The following is an 18,031-nucleotide window of genomic DNA, read 5'->3' on the forward strand; positions in this document are numbered from 1 at the left end:
TATTTTAAATTATTTACAATAAATGGTATAATAGATTTAATCTTTATTATAAAATAATAATTTTAATATAAATATTATTAAGAGTACTGCCTGAAATTAATATTTAAAAACTAAGTCCAGGGGGGGTTTTTGTGAAATGTTATTATCATAATCATAGAGAGGCTGTGACTCAATGTGAAGACTGTAGACAGGGTTTGTGTCCAGAATGTGCTATAGCTGAAACTAATCTTTGTTTAGACTGCCTACTGAATTGGGACAAAAAAATTAAAAAAACTGCATTTGAAAAGACAGTTAATATTATTTCATTCTGGCTTATTATCTTTATTAGTTTCACATTTATTTTTCAATTCGAAGAAGAAATAACTACTATAGCAGACCTTTCTATCATATTCAAGTTAACTTGTTTAGTTTTATTTTGGCTTAAAGCAATTCCTTATGGTTGGCAAACTATAAATAAGATTAGGGATATTTGGTTCTTTAAAGTACTCGAATATCAACGCTATGAAAAACCAAGTAATTTAATAATTGCAATTGGCTTCTTCTTAAAACCAATACTTTGCCTTATCATAGCACCTTTTTCTTTACTATATGAAATCTGCAAAATAATAAAAAATCTAATATGCATCCATAGAATAAAATCTAATTTAACTAAAAATTCTTCAAATGAAGCAAAAGAGATCAATGAAGCAAAAGAAATTAGACAAAGAAATCCAATTTAAACTCAAATCTATTATATTATCTTAGACTATAAAAACAGCTACTTTTCTAACAGTAGCTGTTTTTATTTTAAATAAAATCTTTTAACTGCTCTAAATCATTAATAATCATTTTTTTATGAGCAGTTTTTATTATATCTTTTTCTTTAAATTTATTTAATACTCGAGATATTGTTTCTCTTGTAGTTCCAATCATATTAGCTAGTTCTTGCTGCGTTAATTTCAAATCAATTCTAATTCCATTACTTCTTTTAACTCCATATTCTTGGGCCAAATAAAGCAACAAACTAGCTGTTCGACACGTTGTATCCTTCAATCCCATATCTCTCACTAATTTCTGTGCTCTACGCAGTCTCTTGCTCATTAAATCTAATAATTTAACTGCAATAGATGGTTTATCCTTAATTAATTTTTCCATATCCTTACTACGAATTAAGTATAACTTAGAATCTTCTAATGCTACTGCAGTAGCAGGGTAATCAGCATTTCCAAATAAAACAACTTCGGCAAATACATTACCCGGTTGAATAATAGTTAAAATTTGTTCATCTCCGCTTTCTACCATTTTAGTTAATTTTACTTTCCCAGATTTAACTAAAAATAATCCCTCACCCGGCTCATCTTCAAAAAATATAATTTCTCCTTCATTATACTTTCGCGGTCTCATTATCTCTTTTATCTCTTTTATCTCTTTCTCTTCTAAATTAGAAAAGAACTTACTATTCTTTAATAACTTTTCAGGCAATTTAATCTCCCCTTCCCCACCAATAAAAATAATTCAGTTTATATTATTAATTCTCATTATTAATTATAGCAAATTTTATAACTTAACAAAAGAAAAAATGCTATACTCTTCAGAGCATAGCATTTTGAGTTTAATTAATATATTTTTTAATAATCTTTTTACTGATCCAAAATCCTAATGGTAATAAAGTTAATAATTGTACTACTGGCAGTAGTCCTATATTAGTGCCTGGAAAAAAAGGCATTTCAGCACTATAGCCCCATCTACCGTGGTATAAAGCATGTACTTCAAAGAAAAAGCTAACAAATAAACCGTATAAAATCATAATTATTTTATCTTTTTTATCCCAGTCTGATAAAAACCAATTCCAATCACTATTTCCAATGACTAATATCAGAAACAAAGTTAATGCTATTCCCACATCTCCAGTAGTAGCACTAAACATCAACTGGGTATGCTCGAAAGAACTTTGTCCCTCCATTGTATAAAAAATACCACACTGTGCATATTCCCAAATCCCATGTAAAATTAATTGAACTACAGCTACTATAACTACATTTTTAATCTTTTTACTCATAAATCTATCCCATCCCTATATTAAACTTATTCATTATCTTCCTAATCTATCTGCTGCTAAAATAGCATCTTTCACCATCTTAGGAGTTACTTCAAAAGGTAAATTATAAATAGTTTCTCCTTCTGCACAACTAGCTTCAGCAACATCCATTATTTCTGATTCATTAATTTCTATTATGCCTAAATCAGCTAAAGTAGTCGGCAGACCTAATTCTTGACAGAATTCAATTACTTCTTCAATTAATTGCGGCGATTTATCTGTTAAAACCAACTGTACAATAGTACAAACGGATCACAAATAGCCAGCACCTTATCTTCTAACACACCTAAATATTCTTCTAATTCCTTGATCGTTCCTTGGCCCTACACATACTTACCCGGTGAAGTTAATACTTTCGCCATTTTGGTAGCCTCCCTTTATATTAGTTAAACAGTAAGACAGTTAAGCAGTTAAAGTCAAAACCAAAAAATACAATCAAAAAAACAAGCAATTTCAAAAAGGTACAGTTCCTGCTCCCTCTATTAAAATAAGACTGCCTTGGTGAGAGATTAAATTATTTCAGAGTGACTTTAAATCTAGTTTTTTAATGAGTCTTAACGAAGTCTAATAAAAAATAATTTTGGGAGTTTAATTTCAAATTTAATTAAACTAAATCATTTTTTATTAGACGAGTTTAGACGAATCAAACTAGATTTTTGAGCGAAAAAATAATTTCATCTCTCACCCGCCAGCTACATTTTACATAGATATTTATTCCCATAAAGGCAATTCTGTCATTTCATGAAATCCTCTTTCCAGTGCCTCTCCATCATACTCTTGAATTACAAACTCACAGGCAAAAACAGTCGTTCCTTCTTCCAAATGACCACCATAAACATTTCCTTCTTCATCTGCTAAAGCAATATGAGCGTGTACGATTGGCTCACCATCTTTTAAAGAAATATTTCCTTCTAAATTCACTATTTCCATCGCTTCATCAAATTCTTTGGCCCCATACTCTTTAGTTTCTTGGTCATAATAAGAAATAGTAGCATTTTGTACTGCTCCAATTGCTGATATTTTCCCTGCTTTAATCTCTTTACCCTGTACAAATTCAGTCAATTCTTCTGCTAAATCATCCCCTGTTTCTAACCGACCTTGATATATTTCTGTTAAAGAATATTTATTAACTAACATATCTATCCCCCCTGTGATTTAAAAATCAATCTATCAATTAAATTCTAAGTATTTATTAAATTTCCTTGATTAAAATAAAAAAAGTAGCGATCCTAACGGACCACTACTCTTAAGTAAAATATTTAGTCTAATACAACAGCTGCTTCTGGAGCATTTACTCTGAAAGTAAATGATTCTGTAAAGAAGAAGTCTAATTCATTTCCATTTTGCTCAGAGAATCCAATAGAAATATCCTGCCCAGAAACAAATTCAAAGTCTTCACTATCTTGAGGCAATAATAGTCCTTTTCCTTCTAGACTTGGAGCATAAATAATATTACCTTCAATTAAATTTGTAATTCTACGCTTTACTGGATAACCTTTGTTACTCTTAGATTCATATAGTAAAGAATATAGGTCAGAACCTAATAGTAAATTATAAGGCCCCTTAATACCTTCTGCAACAAGCTTTTTAGTAGCTTCTACTACTGGAGCTACTAAATCATCTTCCACAGCTACTGCTTCATGTTCAGATGCAGCAAGAATTCCTTTAATATTAGCTTCATCTAACCCTTTTAATACAGCTTCATTTTCAGCTTTCGCAACTTTCTCAGCAGCTTCAATTAATGGGGCAGTATCTACATCTTCAGCACCTCGAGTTAAAGATTCTAATTCATCTAACTCTAACGTAAACGGCACCTCAAGTTCAACTAATGGTAACACATGACGTTTAGAGTAGCTTACTCCGTCAACTAAATCTTTAGTTAAATCTTCTCTTCTTCCTGTATTTACAGCAGCAAAATCCAGACCCTTTGGTCCTTCGAAATTGACTACTTTTCTTGCATTTAACTTTGAAGCTAAAATTTCTCTCGCTTCATCATCAATAAAATTCCACATTTCATCAGTAATTGGTGCTAAATGTCTTTTTAAATTAGTCATGATTGCTCCCCCTTTCGAATTTACTTAATATCTTTAATACCTAAAGAATCATCAGCAGATGCTGCAGAACCTTCATCCTCTGCTCCATCTCCATGTCCTTCTTCTTCTAATTCAGTAATTTCTCCTTCAGTAAATAAGAACTCACGCATAAATTCATCCCACTGCGGATAATTTCTACGTAACCATTCTAGACCCATACAGGCATGTTCTATTTCTTCATCGCGGTTATGTTCTACAATTGCTTTTAGTGACTCATCATTAGTCACTGCTGCGCGTTGATTGTACCAATCAACTGCTTCTAACTCCTCCATTACACTCTTAATCATCCTATGAAAATCTTTTGCATCTTCAGGTAAATTATCTTCATGATACTCACTCATATTTTTCCCTCCTCTGTAAATATATGTCTTATCAATAATCATTTCCACTTATAAGTATAATAAAACTTTCCTTCATTGTCAATATATGAAGCATTAAAAAACTCAAATTAAAATAATCGTTTGCTATTATCTTACTAATATATTAAAATATTTATACAAGAGATTAATGTCATTTAATGGGGGTTAAAATTATGGTTAAACCTGCTGACTTAGATAAAGAGTATTTTGTAGTTTTAACATTAGACTATGAAGACTTAGCTCCAGCTGTCAAGATTCAAAATATCATCGCTGATAAATATGATTTATATGATGAAAATGATTGTCCTGAACTACATGTTACTATAGACCGCATAAATAAAGAAAAAGTTACTGAGGCTAAAGAAATAATAGATACTATTACTAAAGAAATTGAAGAAATTAAAATAGAAATAAATAATTTAAAGTGTTTTCGGCATACCAATAATTTTTTAATTTTGGATGTCAAAAATACCCCTTCGCTAACTGAAGCTGCAAATGAAATGCATGAGAGTCTAGAACAACAAAGCATCTCTACTATTGAAAATTATGAAGATTGGAAATTTCATATTACTCTAATCAGTAATCACTTTGCTGATAATCCTATTCCTAAATTTGAATTAGACCAATTATGCTTAAATTTAGATGGCGTACCACATGAAATTTCTACAACTGCTAAAGCTATTGAAATCTGGCAGCCTAAATTAGATCCTGAAGAAAAAACGATTGTTTCTAGCAAAATTTAACCTAATGAAAAACGGGCTGCATTACAGCCCGTTAATGATATTAAAACTTTTCAAAATCATCCTTACTAAATTGATCATCCATCTCAGATTCTAAATCATTAATCTCTGTTTTTTGTGATTGACTTTGACTATTCATTTGATTATTAAAATTATCATTAACTTGTTTACGAGCAGTTCCTTTGCCAAGGTCCAATTCAAATCTACGCACTACTGATGCTAAATCATTAGCTTCTCCATTTAGAGATTCACTAGAACTTGCTATTTCTTCTACCATTGAAGAGTTCTGCTGCGTTACTTCATCTAATTCCTCTACTGCTCCTTGAATTTGGTTGGCAGCAGATGACTGTTCTTCCATTGCCGCTGCAATCTCAGAAATTGCTTCAGAAGTTGTCTTGCTATTCTCAATAATTTCATCTAATGCTTCTCCTGTTTCTTCTACTAAATCATTGCCATCTTCAATTTGATCAATAATTTTACTAATTAAATCTTCTATTTCCTCTGCCGATTCAGCAGTTCGACTAGCTAAATTTCTCACTTCAGCTGCTACTACTGCAAAGCCTTTACCGTGTTCACCGGCCCTAGCTGCTTCTACAGCAGCATTTAAAGCTAATAAATTAGTTTGGAAGGCAATATCATTAACTGTTGTTATTATCTCTGCTATTTCCTTACTGCTAGCTGTAATTTCATCCATCGAATCCATAGTTTCATCTACTACTTCTGAACCTTCCTGCACTGCTTCCATAGTCTCATCAGATAGATTATCAGCCTGACTAGAATTATTAGCCACTTCCTGCACCGAAGAAGTGATTTCTTCAATTGTAGCTGACACCTCTTCTAAAGAAGAAGCCTGCTCTTGCGTTCGCTGGGATAAATCCTGATTACCTTCTGCAATTTCATCAGAAGCATTCGTCACATTTAAAGCTGAATGTCTAACCTGCAGCATTGCTTGATTTAAAGAGCTAATGGTTTCATTCAAATCGGCTGCCATTGTTCCTAATTCATCATTAGAAGTAACTTCAGTTTGAACATCTAAATTATTATCAGCAACTGCAGCTAATGTTTCCTGCACCTTTTTAATTGGTTTCACAATAATCCCTCGAATTAATAAAAAGCTAATCACAATTGCTGAAATTATTACAAGTCCTAATACTAATAAAATATTTCTTAATAGATTATTTACCGGAGCTAAAACTTCTGCTTCATCTATCTCAACTAACATCGACCAATTCATACCTTGAATATCAACTGGAGTATAGGCACTAAACACCCTCACTCCCCGATAGTCTTCAACAACTTCTATTCCACTTTGGCCCTGTAGAGCTTTGTTTACGGTTACAGTATCAATTTTCCTCTCCAAAATAGTACTTTGCTCACTAAACCGAGAATCAGAGCGCATTAATTTATCTGAACCAACTAAATATGATTCTCCACTATTACCCATACCAGTATTCTTTTTCATAATATCATTAATTTCATCTACTGGTACCTGCAGGGCTACTACTCCTAAAGTTTGCTTACTTTGCTCAGATTTAATTGGAGCAGAAACAAAGGCAGCTGGTTCTCCACTTGGTTCATAATACTTAAAATCTGTTATAGTCACATTATTTTTACCTTCTCTATAAGCTTTAGCTAAACCTGAATCATTATAAGGTCCTGTTTCTAGATTAGTCCCATAATCACTTTCTTTAGCTTCACTATAAATAACATTACCCTGCTTATCAATTAAAAAGATATCATACCACTGATGTTCAGTTTTAAACTTATCCAAATCATGACCTACAGTTTTAGTTAATTCCTGATATTGCTCACTATTAGTTCCTTCTCTAAAAGCTTTAGCAAAACCTTCTATATTATTTCCAACAACTTTCAATTCAGCAACAATCTCAATATTCTGCATCAACTCTCCATAATAAGATTCAATAGTATCTTTTTTTAATTCTCTTACGGCAGTTAATTGTTCCTCTATTTCGTGAACTAAGGCAGATGAAGATTGTCTATAACTTATATAAGCAGTCATACCCACTCCCAATATAATTACAATCACAAAGGCTGTAGTTAATTTTATTCCTATATTCCAATCTTTCCAATTAAAACTCATAATTTAGCCCTCCTGTTATTAAATTTTAACTGCTACTTATCATTTTGATTTTCTACTTTATTAATTATTTCAAAACTTAATTCCTAGATGAAGTGAGCATGACTAATTAAATAAATCAGATATATAATAACTATTATGAATGAAAATTAATCAAACAGACCTGATTACCTGCTTGATTATAAAATATTTCATCAACAATTTTAGCAGTAATTACAATCCCCCGGCCTCGTTCTTGATTCTCTTGTCGATATAATTTCTTGGACATGCGTGAGTGATGGTCAAAACCTGAACCTTGATCAGTAATAACTACTCGACAATAATTATCCGTTACAGTTATATCTATTGTTACTATCTTATCTTCACTAAACTGATTACCATGTTCAATAGCATTAATTATCATTTCATGAATAGCCATTTTAATCATATTAGCTTCTTTTACACAGCCAGATAAAAAATTAATGATCTTTTTCTCTATAGCTGCTAATTCATTAAAATCGCTCTTGATTTGATACTGCTCATGAATTTCAGAGTTTCGTTCAACAACCATAAAAGTAACATCATCTTTAGTATTGTTTTCAGTAGTAAACTCTAAAAAATTCCTTCTTATTTTATCTTTCAATATTTCTGGTGGAAGGTAGTAATACTTCTCTAATAATTTTTCTACTCTAGCTTCACCATAATAGTTATCACCATTAGTCTCTTCTATCAATCCATCGGTACTCAAAAATAATTTCGCCCCTGCTTCTAAGGAATATTCTTCTTCATTAAATTCTATTAGGTCTTTACTAATTGCTGAAGAAATAGGCAAATCTGCATTAGTTAATTTAATTAAATCACCAGTTGCTTTAATAATATAAGGAACTATTTGCGAACCAGAATTACTATATAATAATTTTTCTCGTTGTAAATCAATCAACACAATCTGCAGGCATAAAAAATAATCATCAGGAAACTCCTCCTCTAAATAACTTTGAAAAACTGATTTCATTATTTGTTGAGGAGTTAATTTATTTTTATATAATAAACTCAAAGGATTGGTCTTACTATATTTAACTTTAGATTTATAATTAGAAACTAAATTCTTTATTTTCTCTTTGATTGATATATTCAACATTGCTCCATCTAGTCCATGGCCACTCACATCAGCTAAGTAAATAATAACTTTATTATTTACTTTTTGGTAGTTATAAAAATCACCACCTAATTCTTGAGCAGGATGATAATAAACAGCTCCCGTTACTTCTTGTTTACTAAAATGATTATTTGGCAAAAAGTTTTGATGTAATTTATGCGCTTCATTAATATTCTCATTAAGTCGATTATAAGCTTGATTTAATTCCTTTTCTTTCTCTTTCCTAGTTGTAATATCAATCAAAGATACAATTGCCCATTCTTTTTCTGCAAAACTATTCTTTTTAATTAATACATCTTTAATATTTCCACTTTTATCTCTGATAGCTCCTTCATATTTACCACTTTCAACCTTAACTAGTTTTTGCTTTTCTTCCTCTGCAGGAATAGAATCCCCGATAACTAATAAGTCAAATAAGTTTTTCCTCTCTAGTTGATTTTTAGAATATTCAGTTAACTTCTCCATTTCTCTATTAATCAATTTGATTTCATTATATTTATCAACTATCGCTATAGCTACCCCACTATTTTCAAATAAAAATTGATACTCTTTTTCTTTTTCTCTTAATTTCTGGTTTGCTTGTGCTAACCTTTTTTCAAGTAGAATATCTTTAAAGGACTCCTTGAGCACAGTCGGTAATAACTCAATGAAGTTCTGATCTTTAACTAAATAATCTTTGGCCCCTAGCTTCATCATTTGCACTGCTAGTTGTTGATTTCCATTAGCTGTCATAACAATAAACGGGGGTAACTTTATTTGAGCTTGAGTAATTAAATTTTCGATGGTTCCATCAGGCAAATTATAATCTAATAATAACAGATCAAATCCTTTTTTAGCTAATATCTGTTGACCGTGTTTAATTTTTCTAGCAAATTCAACTTTATAGTCTAAATTTTCTAATTTCTTTTTTATTAATTTACTAAGAATTTGATCATCTTCAATCACTAAAATAGTTTTAGATTCGATATTAGGATTAGCACTCATATTAATCAGCTCCAAAATTAGATTTAAAACAAGCTAAATCATTTACTTAATTATAGAAATAACCTGATTTGGAATTTTAGATAACGGTAATACTTTATTAGTTGCTCCAATATTAATTGCTTTTTTAGGCATCCCAAAAATAGTTGCCGTTTTTTCTGACTCTGCTATGGTATAACCTCCCGCATCCTTAATCTCTTTTAGACCTTGCGCTCCATCTTCACCCATTCCTGTTAACAATACTCCTACAGTATTGCGTTCAACTGTTTGGGCCAAGGAAGAAAATGTAACATCAACGGCTGGACGTTGATGACTAACTTTAGCTCCTTTATCTAAACTAACATAATAGCTAGAACCTTTTTTATTAATTTTCACATGTTCATCTCCCGGTGCTAAAAGGGCCTGTCCCGGCTTGATTTTATCTCCTGCTGCTGCTTCTTTTACTTTTACTTGAGCTACATTATCTAAAGTTTTAGCAAAAGATTTAGTAAATTCTTTTGGCATATGTTGCACAATAACTATCCCCGGACAATTAGCAGGAAAATTAGGGATTAAATTTTTTAATGCTTTAACCCCACCCGTTGAAGCGCCAATCCCAATTACATATTTATTATTAAATTTAGTCTGTGGTTGAGATTTCTTTTGACTTTGCGAGCTTCTTGACCTTTTTAAATTTTTCTTTAGCTTCTTAACTCTAACTCCAGCAGCAAGTTTAACCTTTCTCACTACCTCTGTAGCAAACTTCTTCTTACTTTGCTCTTTGTGCAGATTACTTTTAGCTACAAAATCTACTGCTCCATACTCTAATGCTTTAATTGTTTCACTACTCCCCTGTTTAGTTAAACTACTAATCATAACTACCGGCAAAGGATAGGTAGTCATTAATTTCTGTAAAAACTGCAGCCCAGACATCTTAGGCATTTCAACATCTAAGGTAATTACATCCGGATTAAACTTTTTTATTTTTTTCACTGCTTTATAAGGGTCTCCTGCTGCTCCTACAACTTCAATCGAACTATCAGCTTCTAATATCTCGGTTAATAAATTTCTTACTACAGCAGAATCATCTACTACTAAAGCTTTTATTTTCTGAGTCATTATTACCAACCTTTCATTTTAATAAAAAATTACTTTCAATCCATTATCCAAAAGTGATTAATCATCTAACTTAAACTGACCTACTATTTGAGACATCTCTTTAGCCTCAGAATTTAAGGCTTCACTAGAACTAGCTATTTCTTCGACCATTGAAGCATTTTGTTGGGTCACTTGGTCTAATTCAGAAATTGCACTTTGAATTTGACTAGAAGCAGCAGACTGTTCATCCATTGCTGCAGCAATTTCTGAAATTGCTTCCGAAGTCATCTTACTATTTTCAATGATTTCATCTAAAGCATCTCCAGTTTCTTCTACTAATTCATTACCATCCTCTATTTGATTAATAATTGTACTAATTAAATCCTCAATTTCATCTGCTGAATCAGCAGCTTGACTAGCAAGATTTCTTACTTCTGCTGCTACTACCGCAAATCCTTTACCATGTTCACCGGCTCTAGCAGCTTCTACTGCAGCATTTAAGGCTAATAAATTAGTTTGGAAAGCTATATCATTAACTTTGGTAATTATCTCTGCTATTTCTTTACTGCTAGTTGTTATTTTTTCCATAGAATCCATAGTTTCTTCCACTACCTGAGAACCTTCTTGCACTGCCTCCATAGTTTCATCAGATAGATTATCAGCACGCTCAGAATTATTGGCTACTTCCTGCATTGAAGCATTCATCTCTTCAATAGTAGAGGATACTTCTTCCAAAGAGGAAGCTTGTTCTTCAGTTCTAGCTGATAAATCTTGATTACCATTAGCTATTTCATCAGAACCTGTACTGACTGAATCACTTGAAATCTTTATCTTATAAATTATATCCTGTAACTTATTAATAAATTGATTAAACCAGTATGCTAAATCACCTATTTCATCATTATTATCAACATCAATTTGTCGGGTTAAGTCACCACCACTTTGGGCCAAATCTTTAAGAAAATCAACTACTTCATTAATTGGTTTTGTAATACTCCGGTTAATATATAAAGCAATAGTAACTCCTATTACAACAGCAGCAATAGTTAAAAAGATTATAAGCTGATAAGTATTATTCAACTTTTGATTAGCTTGGGTGACTGATATTTCTTTTTCATTAGCTAAAAACTCTCTATAATCTGCTAACTTCGCTTGAACTTGAGCCAGATGCTTTTGTGTTTGATTATTATAAACATCAGTCGCTAAACGTTGGCCCTGCTTAGTATCTGTACCATATTGATTATTGATATCTATAATTTTTTGGGCTGAATTATGAAGTTTAGTATGCGGCTCTTCCATATTTTGAATTGTAGTTTTAATTTTATCAGGCATCTGCTCAAAGGCTTCTGATTCAATAAAATCATAATACCACTGCCCAAATTTACATTGAGTAGGGTCAACTCCACCAGTAAATTCTGCTCCTGAAATTACAGTATCGGCAAGATTATTAGTCCAAATTAGATGGTCTATCTCTTTTTCTGCTATAAATTGATCTTGCTCCATACTATTATTCACTTGGTTTTGATAAGAGTCCATAGAATCAACCATCATATAAGACCCTAAACCCATAGCAATCATAATTAATAAAATAATTCCAAAACCACTTAATAATTTAGTTCGAATATTAAATCTCATGCTTAAACCTCCTTTATTAACTCTTAAATTAATCTAAGTCAGATTGATTTTTAATAAAAATATAATTAAGATAAAAAATTGCTATTCTTTATCTTAATTAGTTCAAGAAAACCTCTTCCAAATCTATGATTTATGGGTGGAGGTTCACATTATTAAATAGCGGGCTGTATATACAGCCCGCTAAAAAGTTTAAAACTTTTCAAAATCATCTTCATCAAAGTGATCATCCATTTCGGATTCTAAGTCACTAATATCTGACTTTTGTGATTGATTTGGACTTGGATTAGAATTAGAATTAGAATTTGAACTTTGCTTAGAAGAATGATTATTCATCTGTTGATTATTCTGATAATCTTGATAAGCATTACCTAACTTAAATCTACTTACTACTGATGCTAAGTCATTAGCTTCTCCATTTAAGGCTTCACTAGAACTTGCTATTTCTTCGACCATTGAAGAGTTCTGTTGTGTTACTTCATCTAACTCTTCTACTGCTCCTTGAATTTGGTTAGCAGCAGATGACTGTTCTTCCATTGCCGCTGCAATCTCTGAAATAGCTTCAGAGGTTGTCTTACTATTCTCGATAATCTCATCTAATGCTTCTCCAGTTTCTTCTACTAAATCATTACCCTCTTCAATTTGATCAATAATTTTACTAATCAAATCTTCTATTTCATCTGCAGATTCAGCAGTTCGACTAGCTAAATTTCTCACTTCAGCTGCTACTACTGCAAATCCTTTACCATGTTCACCAGCTCTAGCTGCTTCTACAGCTGCATTTAAAGCTAACAAATTAGTTTGGAAAGCTATATCATTAACTGTTGTGATTATTTCTGCTATTTCCTTACTGCTAGTTGTAATTTCATCCATAGACTCCATAGTTTCATCTACTACTTCTGAACCTTCCTGCACTGCTTCCATAGTTTCATCAGATAAATCATCAGCTCGGTCAGAATTATTAGCTACCTCTTGAATCGAGGAAGTAATTTCTTCAATTGTAGCTGACACCTCTTCTAAAGAAGAAGCCTGCTCTTGCGTTCGCTGTGATAAATCTTGATTACCTTCAGCAATTTCATCAGATGCATTATTAACATTCATAGCTGATTGTCTGACTTCATTTAAGGCTTTATTTAATTTACCTTTCATCTTATTTAAAGCCTGGGCAAGAGTCCCGATTTCATCTTCTGAATTAACATCTATATTGCTAATATTAAAGTTGCCATCAGCAATTTCTTTAGCAAACTCCACACCTTCATTAACAGGTTTAGTAATTGCTCTTGTAATCACTACTGCAAGTAAAATACCAATTACTGCTGCTATAATAGCTGCCATTAAGATATTCCTAACGGCATTATTTTGTGTCTCAGCAATCTCTTGAGATTTTTTATCAGCAATTTCTAATACCTTTTCTTCTAGTTTATGTGCGTTTTCTATCATAATTGGTTTCTGTTTGTCTTTAACTTCTTCACTATTAACAATATCTTGAAAAGCTTCTCGCCCTATTTGTAGTTTTTCAGATAAGGTTTCAACCATATTAATATTTTGTTGGTCATCCAAATTAGCTTTTAATTTAGCAATAGTTTCTTCGGCTCTATCAAATTCATCAAAAGTAGCTTGATTATACTTCTTCTGTTTTTCTGCATTAGTCATATTAATAATAAAGTTTCTTTCTTGACGACCGATATCATCTACATTTTCTACTATTCGGTGAGCTAATTCAATACTAGTACGTTTCTTATCTATCTCTTCTTCAGTAGCACCATTTGCTATTAACTGGTCTAATTCAGCTTGTTGGTCTTCTAATAATTTTTTTACACTAGCAACAATTTCTTCTTCTCGATTAACAAATACTTCTCTATATTCTTGCTGTTCAAAAGTCTGCTGTGCATATTTATTAAAAGCCTGTTCATACTCCGTAGCTAAGGTCATAACTTGATTCATTTCTTCTTTTTCACTAGCTACATTCATATCTGTTTGCAAATTATTAATTGCTTCTTTTAACTGTGCTAAATTTCGATTAGCTTTTTCTAAATTTTCTTGGTTAGAATTTAACATAAAAGCTTCTTCATTAATTCGTGCTTTCATTGTATATTCATCAATTTCATTTGCCCCATTACTGATTTCTATTTTATGTCCTATTAAATTTAAATTGGAATAGCCTAACCAGGCCATAATAGCTCCAATTATGATTAAGATAGCAAATCCACCACCAATCTTAACCCCTAAATTTAAGTCTCTTAATTTCTTAAACATATATTACCGCCTCCTTTTTTGGTACACAGTTTTATAAACTGATTCCCATTTACCTTCTCGCTCCTCAGTATTAATAGATTCTGAATGTCCTAAAAACAAATATCCTTCTGGCTTTAAATGTTTGTGAAAACGATTTAAAATTTTATTTTGAGTTTTATCATTAAAATAAATAAAAACATTGCGGCAGAAAATAAAATCTAATTTTGATTTAATAGGATATTGATTTTGATTTAAATTAGATCGTCTGAATTGAACTAGTTTTTTTAATTTGGATTTGACTTTAAATAATCCTTTATTTTCACCAGTTCCTAATTGAAAATACTTAGTTAACAACTCATACGGAACTTTCTTCACTTGACGTTGGTGATAAATACCTTTTTGAGCTGCATTTAAAACTTCAGTATTAATATCAGTTGCTAAAATTTTTGTATCCCAAGACTGATTAAAAAACTCTGATAATAAAATTGCTAGAGTATAGGCTTCTTCCCCACTAGAGCATCCTGCACTCCAACCCCGCACTTTTTTGCCTGCTTTCTCATCCTTCACTTGTGGCAATACATTATTACATAAAAAATCAAAATGATGCTTTTCCCTGAAAAAATGAGTTACATTAGTAGTTAATGTATTAAACAAGTGCAGTAATTCTTGTTTATTATTTTCTAAGTATTGACAATAGTCCTCAAAGTCCTGTAACCCTAACTTTCGGATTCTTTTACTCAATCTTGAATTAACCATTGCTTTCTTTTTCTGCGGCAAATGAACGCCTATCTCTTGATAAATCAAATCACTAATGTGGTTAAATATTTTCTCACTAATTTCTTGCACTGTTATCCCACTTTCTTAACTAAAATAACTTTTTATTTATTCTTCACTTTCTTTAGTACTATCTTTTTCTAAGTTACTACCAACTTTATTAACTGCTTTAAACTCTTCAAAGGATAATAATTTTTCTAGATATAACAAAATAATTAAGCGTTCATCTAAACGAGCCATTCCTTTAATAAACTCAGTATCAACTTGAGATCCAAACTCTAAATTTTCTTGGATATCTTCATCAGAAAAACTAACCATATCTGATACCTGGTCAACTATAACTCCTACAATTTTATCCTTAACCTCTAAAGCAATAATTACAGTGAAATTGTCATACTCTTTATCAGCTAAATTAAATTTTTTTCTTAAATCCACAACTGGAATAACTTCACCACGAAAATTAATCACTCCCTTAATTACTTCAGGAGCATTGGGCATAGCAGTAGGCTCACGATAGCGAATTATTTCTTGAACTTTTAGTACATCTACTCCATACTCTTCATTATCAACTTCAAAAGTTAAAAATTGATTTTCAGCAGAAATATTAGTTAATTGTTGATTTAAAATATTAACTGTATTATCATCAGCTTCTACCATTGTACTATCTTTCTTTTCAGTTTTCTCCATTTTATTTCCTCCTTTCTCTTAAATGTTTAATTTCAAATTATATTTGATTAACGAAATGCCATATTAATAATAGTAGCAATATCTAAAATCATAGCTACATTTCCATCACCTAAAATAGCTGCCCCTGATAGTCCTTCAACATAAGTATAATTATCCTCTAAACTCTTAATTACTGCCTGCTGTTGGCCCAAAATTTCATCAACTAACAAACAAATTTCACGACCTTCATCATGAACAATAATTACTATCCCTTCAGTTGGATCACTAACATCGGCTTCAACATCTAATAAATTACTCAAACGACTTAAAATAACATACTTGTCTCTAATCTTAACAACTTCCCCTTTACCTTCTACCGTCTTTAGTTGACGAGCAAATGGTTGGATGAATTCTACAATTGAATTTAAAGGTATAATAAAGTATTCATCACCAATTTTAACCTTCATCCCATCTATAATAGCTAAAGTTAAAGGTAACTTTAACTTAAAAGTAGTCCCTTCTCCTTCTTCACTAGAAATTTTAACTGAACCACGTAATTTTTCAATATTGCTCTTAACTACATCCATTCCTACTCCCCGACCTGAAGTTTCAGTTATCTCTTCAGAAGTAGAAAAACCAGGTTCCATAATCAATTGATAAATTTCTCGGTCTTTTAATTCTTCGTCAGGCTCCACCAGACCATTTTCTTGCGCTTTCTCCAAAATTTTGTCCTTGTTTAGACCACGACCATCATCTTTAATCTCAATCACTACTTTACCCTCTTTATGATAGGCATTTAAAGTAATAGTCCCAGTGCGACTTTTACCTTGCATTTCTCTTTCATCAGGCATTTCAATACCGTGGTCAATCGAATTCCTGATCATATGTTTTAGTGGGTCACCAATTTCTTCAATTACAGTTTTATCTAATTCAGTCTCTTTACCTTTGATTTTTAGATTTATTTCTTTACCTTGTTCCTGCGATAAATCACGAACCAGACGTTTAAAGCGCATAAAAGTACTACCGATTGGAATCATTCGCGTATTCATTACTTCTTCCTGCAGCCCTCTCACTTTTTTATCAACCTCATCAAGGGCATTATCTATCTCAATATTAGAACTTAAATCTGCTTTATTTTTAATCAATTCACGCACTTTAGATTGACTAATTACTAATTCAGCCATAGAGTTCATCAAATCTTCTAACTTATCTGTATCAACTTTAATAGTACTCTTTTCTTTAACCTCTTTACTTTTTTGCTGTTCTTGTACTACCTTATTAACTTGTTCTTTAGATACTTTACCGCTCTTTTCTAATAAATCACCAAGTTTATGTTGCTGCGACAATGCTTCCTCTATATCTTCTTCATCAACAATTCCTCGTTCTACTAATATTTCTCCTGTTAGCTTGTCCGCTAAAGACACATCTAAATCATCAGAAAAATGATCTGTTACATTAGTAATTTCTATTTCATTATCAAACTCTACAAAAACAAAGACCTCTTCTATTTCTTCTTGTGGTTCTTCAGTTTTCAACATCACTGTAATATTTAAATGACATTTTTCTGGATCTAAATTATAGATTTCAGGAACTTTAGTTAAATTTATATTGCTATCAATAACTTCACCTAACTCTGCTAACTCCTCTAATAACATGATTGGATCTGTGCCTGTAGCGAATAATTCTTGATTGAATTTTAATTTAATTTTATAAATTTGTTCTCCTTCAATTTCACTTGCTTCATCCTGAGTTCCAATTTGTGAGGGGGTATCATGATCTAAAAAATATTTTAAGGATGATTCAACCTCCTCTACTTCTCCATTATCTACTTCAAAACCAGAGGTAGTTACTTCTTTAACCATGTCTTCGACTAAATCATGTACTTTTAATAATAAATTTATAATGTCAGAATTTATTTCTAATTCACCATTTCTCACACGGTCCAATAAATCTTCAGCATGATGCACAAAATCAGCTATTTTAGTTAAACCAGTTAAACTTGCGCTCCCTTTTAAAGTATGAAATGAGCGAAAAATTTGATTAATCAAGTCTTGGTCATGCGGATTGTCTTCTAATTCAATTAAATTAGTATCTAAATCAGTTAAGATATCATTTGCCTCTTCAATAAACACTTGGAGCAACTGATCATCTGACATATTCTCCC

16 protein-coding genes and 1 pseudogene are annotated in these 18,031 nt (G+C 31.6%); 2 read left to right on the forward strand and 15 right to left on the reverse strand.

The window, feature by feature from the left end:
* The first annotated feature begins 131 nt into the window (after positions 1–131).
* On the forward strand, positions 132–719 hold the full coding sequence (locus JOC47_RS03620) for a hypothetical protein (RefSeq protein ID WP_204700617.1): 588 nt from the start codon (positions 132–134) through the stop codon (positions 717–719).
* A 67-nt stretch (positions 720–786) separates the two neighbouring features.
* On the opposite strand, the gene JOC47_RS03625 is transcribed toward JOC47_RS03620, so the two are convergent.
* From JOC47_RS03625 to JOC47_RS03650, 6 genes are all read right to left on the reverse strand, one after another.
* On the reverse strand, positions 787–1,461 hold the full coding sequence (locus JOC47_RS03625) for a Crp/Fnr family transcriptional regulator (RefSeq protein WP_204700618.1): 675 nt from the start codon (positions 1,459–1,461) through the stop codon (positions 787–789).
* A gap of 130 nt (positions 1,462–1,591) precedes the next feature.
* The gene (locus JOC47_RS03630) at positions 1,592–2,038 is read right to left on the reverse strand and encodes a hypothetical protein (RefSeq protein WP_204700619.1); all 447 of its coding nucleotides are present in this window, start codon (positions 2,036–2,038) and stop codon (positions 1,592–1,594) included.
* A 33-nt stretch (positions 2,039–2,071) separates the two neighbouring features.
* Positions 2,072–2,308: a dehydroquinate synthase/iron-containing alcohol dehydrogenase family protein gene (locus JOC47_RS03635; RefSeq protein WP_239550897.1), complete on the reverse strand. Its 237-nt coding sequence runs from the start codon at positions 2,306–2,308 to the stop codon at positions 2,072–2,074.
* A gap of 480 nt (positions 2,309–2,788) precedes the next feature.
* A complete protein-coding gene (locus JOC47_RS03640) occupies positions 2,789–3,214 on the reverse strand; it encodes a PPC domain-containing DNA-binding protein (RefSeq protein ID WP_204700620.1) in 426 nt (141 codons plus the stop codon).
* 122 nt (positions 3,215–3,336) lie between these two features.
* The gene (locus tag JOC47_RS03645; RefSeq protein WP_204700621.1) at positions 3,337–4,131 is read right to left on the reverse strand and encodes a family 1 encapsulin nanocompartment shell protein; all 795 of its coding nucleotides are present in this window, start codon (positions 4,129–4,131) and stop codon (positions 3,337–3,339) included.
* 20 nt (positions 4,132–4,151) lie between these two features.
* The gene (locus JOC47_RS03650) at positions 4,152–4,511 is read right to left on the reverse strand and encodes an encapsulin-associated ferritin-like protein (RefSeq protein WP_204700622.1); all 360 of its coding nucleotides are present in this window, start codon (positions 4,509–4,511) and stop codon (positions 4,152–4,154) included.
* A gap of 191 nt (positions 4,512–4,702) precedes the next feature.
* On the opposite strand from JOC47_RS03650, the gene JOC47_RS03655 reads away from it, so the two are divergent.
* The gene (locus JOC47_RS03655; protein WP_204700623.1) at positions 4,703–5,272 is read left to right on the forward strand and encodes a 2'-5' RNA ligase family protein; all 570 of its coding nucleotides are present in this window, start codon (positions 4,703–4,705) and stop codon (positions 5,270–5,272) included.
* A gap of 40 nt (positions 5,273–5,312) precedes the next feature.
* Here the strand turns inward: JOC47_RS03655 and JOC47_RS03660 are convergent, their stop codons facing one another.
* The 9 genes and pseudogenes from JOC47_RS03660 to JOC47_RS03695 all read right to left on the reverse strand — a co-directional run bounded on the left by JOC47_RS03660 (position 5,313) and on the right by JOC47_RS03695 (position 18,023).
* Positions 5,313–7,370 carry a methyl-accepting chemotaxis protein gene (locus tag JOC47_RS03660; RefSeq protein ID WP_239550898.1) on the reverse strand — a complete coding sequence of 686 codons (2,058 nt, stop codon included), beginning with the start codon at positions 7,368–7,370 and terminating at the stop codon, positions 5,313–5,315.
* A 133-nt stretch (positions 7,371–7,503) separates the two neighbouring features.
* Complete coding sequence (locus JOC47_RS03665) at positions 7,504–9,486, reverse strand: SpoIIE family protein phosphatase (RefSeq protein WP_204700624.1); 1,983 nt, start codon at positions 9,484–9,486, stop codon at positions 7,504–7,506.
* A gap of 42 nt (positions 9,487–9,528) precedes the next feature.
* The gene (locus tag JOC47_RS03670; RefSeq protein WP_204700625.1) at positions 9,529–10,581 is read right to left on the reverse strand and encodes a protein-glutamate methylesterase/protein-glutamine glutaminase; all 1,053 of its coding nucleotides are present in this window, start codon (positions 10,579–10,581) and stop codon (positions 9,529–9,531) included.
* 57 nt (positions 10,582–10,638) lie between these two features.
* A complete protein-coding gene (locus tag JOC47_RS16015) occupies positions 10,639–11,511 on the reverse strand; it encodes a methyl-accepting chemotaxis protein (RefSeq protein ID WP_439109072.1) in 873 nt (290 codons plus the stop codon).
* A 312-nt stretch (positions 11,512–11,823) separates the two neighbouring features.
* Positions 11,824–12,195 (reverse strand): annotated as a pseudogene (locus tag JOC47_RS16020) (CZB domain-containing protein); the annotation flags it as partial.
* A 189-nt stretch (positions 12,196–12,384) separates the two neighbouring features.
* On the reverse strand, positions 12,385–14,448 hold the full coding sequence (locus JOC47_RS03680; RefSeq protein WP_239550900.1) for a methyl-accepting chemotaxis protein: 2,064 nt from the start codon (positions 14,446–14,448) through the stop codon (positions 12,385–12,387).
* Positions 14,449–14,451: 3 nt separating this feature from the next.
* Positions 14,452–15,273, reverse strand: coding sequence for a CheR family methyltransferase (locus JOC47_RS03685; RefSeq protein ID WP_338035311.1), 822 nt, complete (start codon positions 15,271–15,273; stop codon positions 14,452–14,454).
* A 36-nt stretch (positions 15,274–15,309) separates the two neighbouring features.
* Positions 15,310–15,888 (reverse strand): chemotaxis protein CheW, encoded by a 579-nt coding sequence (locus JOC47_RS03690; RefSeq protein ID WP_204700626.1) that lies wholly within the window; start codon positions 15,886–15,888, stop codon positions 15,310–15,312.
* A 47-nt stretch (positions 15,889–15,935) separates the two neighbouring features.
* The gene (locus JOC47_RS03695) at positions 15,936–18,023 is read right to left on the reverse strand and encodes a chemotaxis protein CheA (protein ID WP_204700627.1); all 2,088 of its coding nucleotides are present in this window, start codon (positions 18,021–18,023) and stop codon (positions 15,936–15,938) included.
* Positions 18,024–18,031 lie beyond the last annotated feature (8 nt).

The organism is Halanaerobacter jeridensis, from assembly GCF_016908315.1.
Lineage (GTDB): Bacteria > Bacillota > Halanaerobiia > Halobacteroidales > Halobacteroidaceae > Halanaerobacter > Halanaerobacter jeridensis.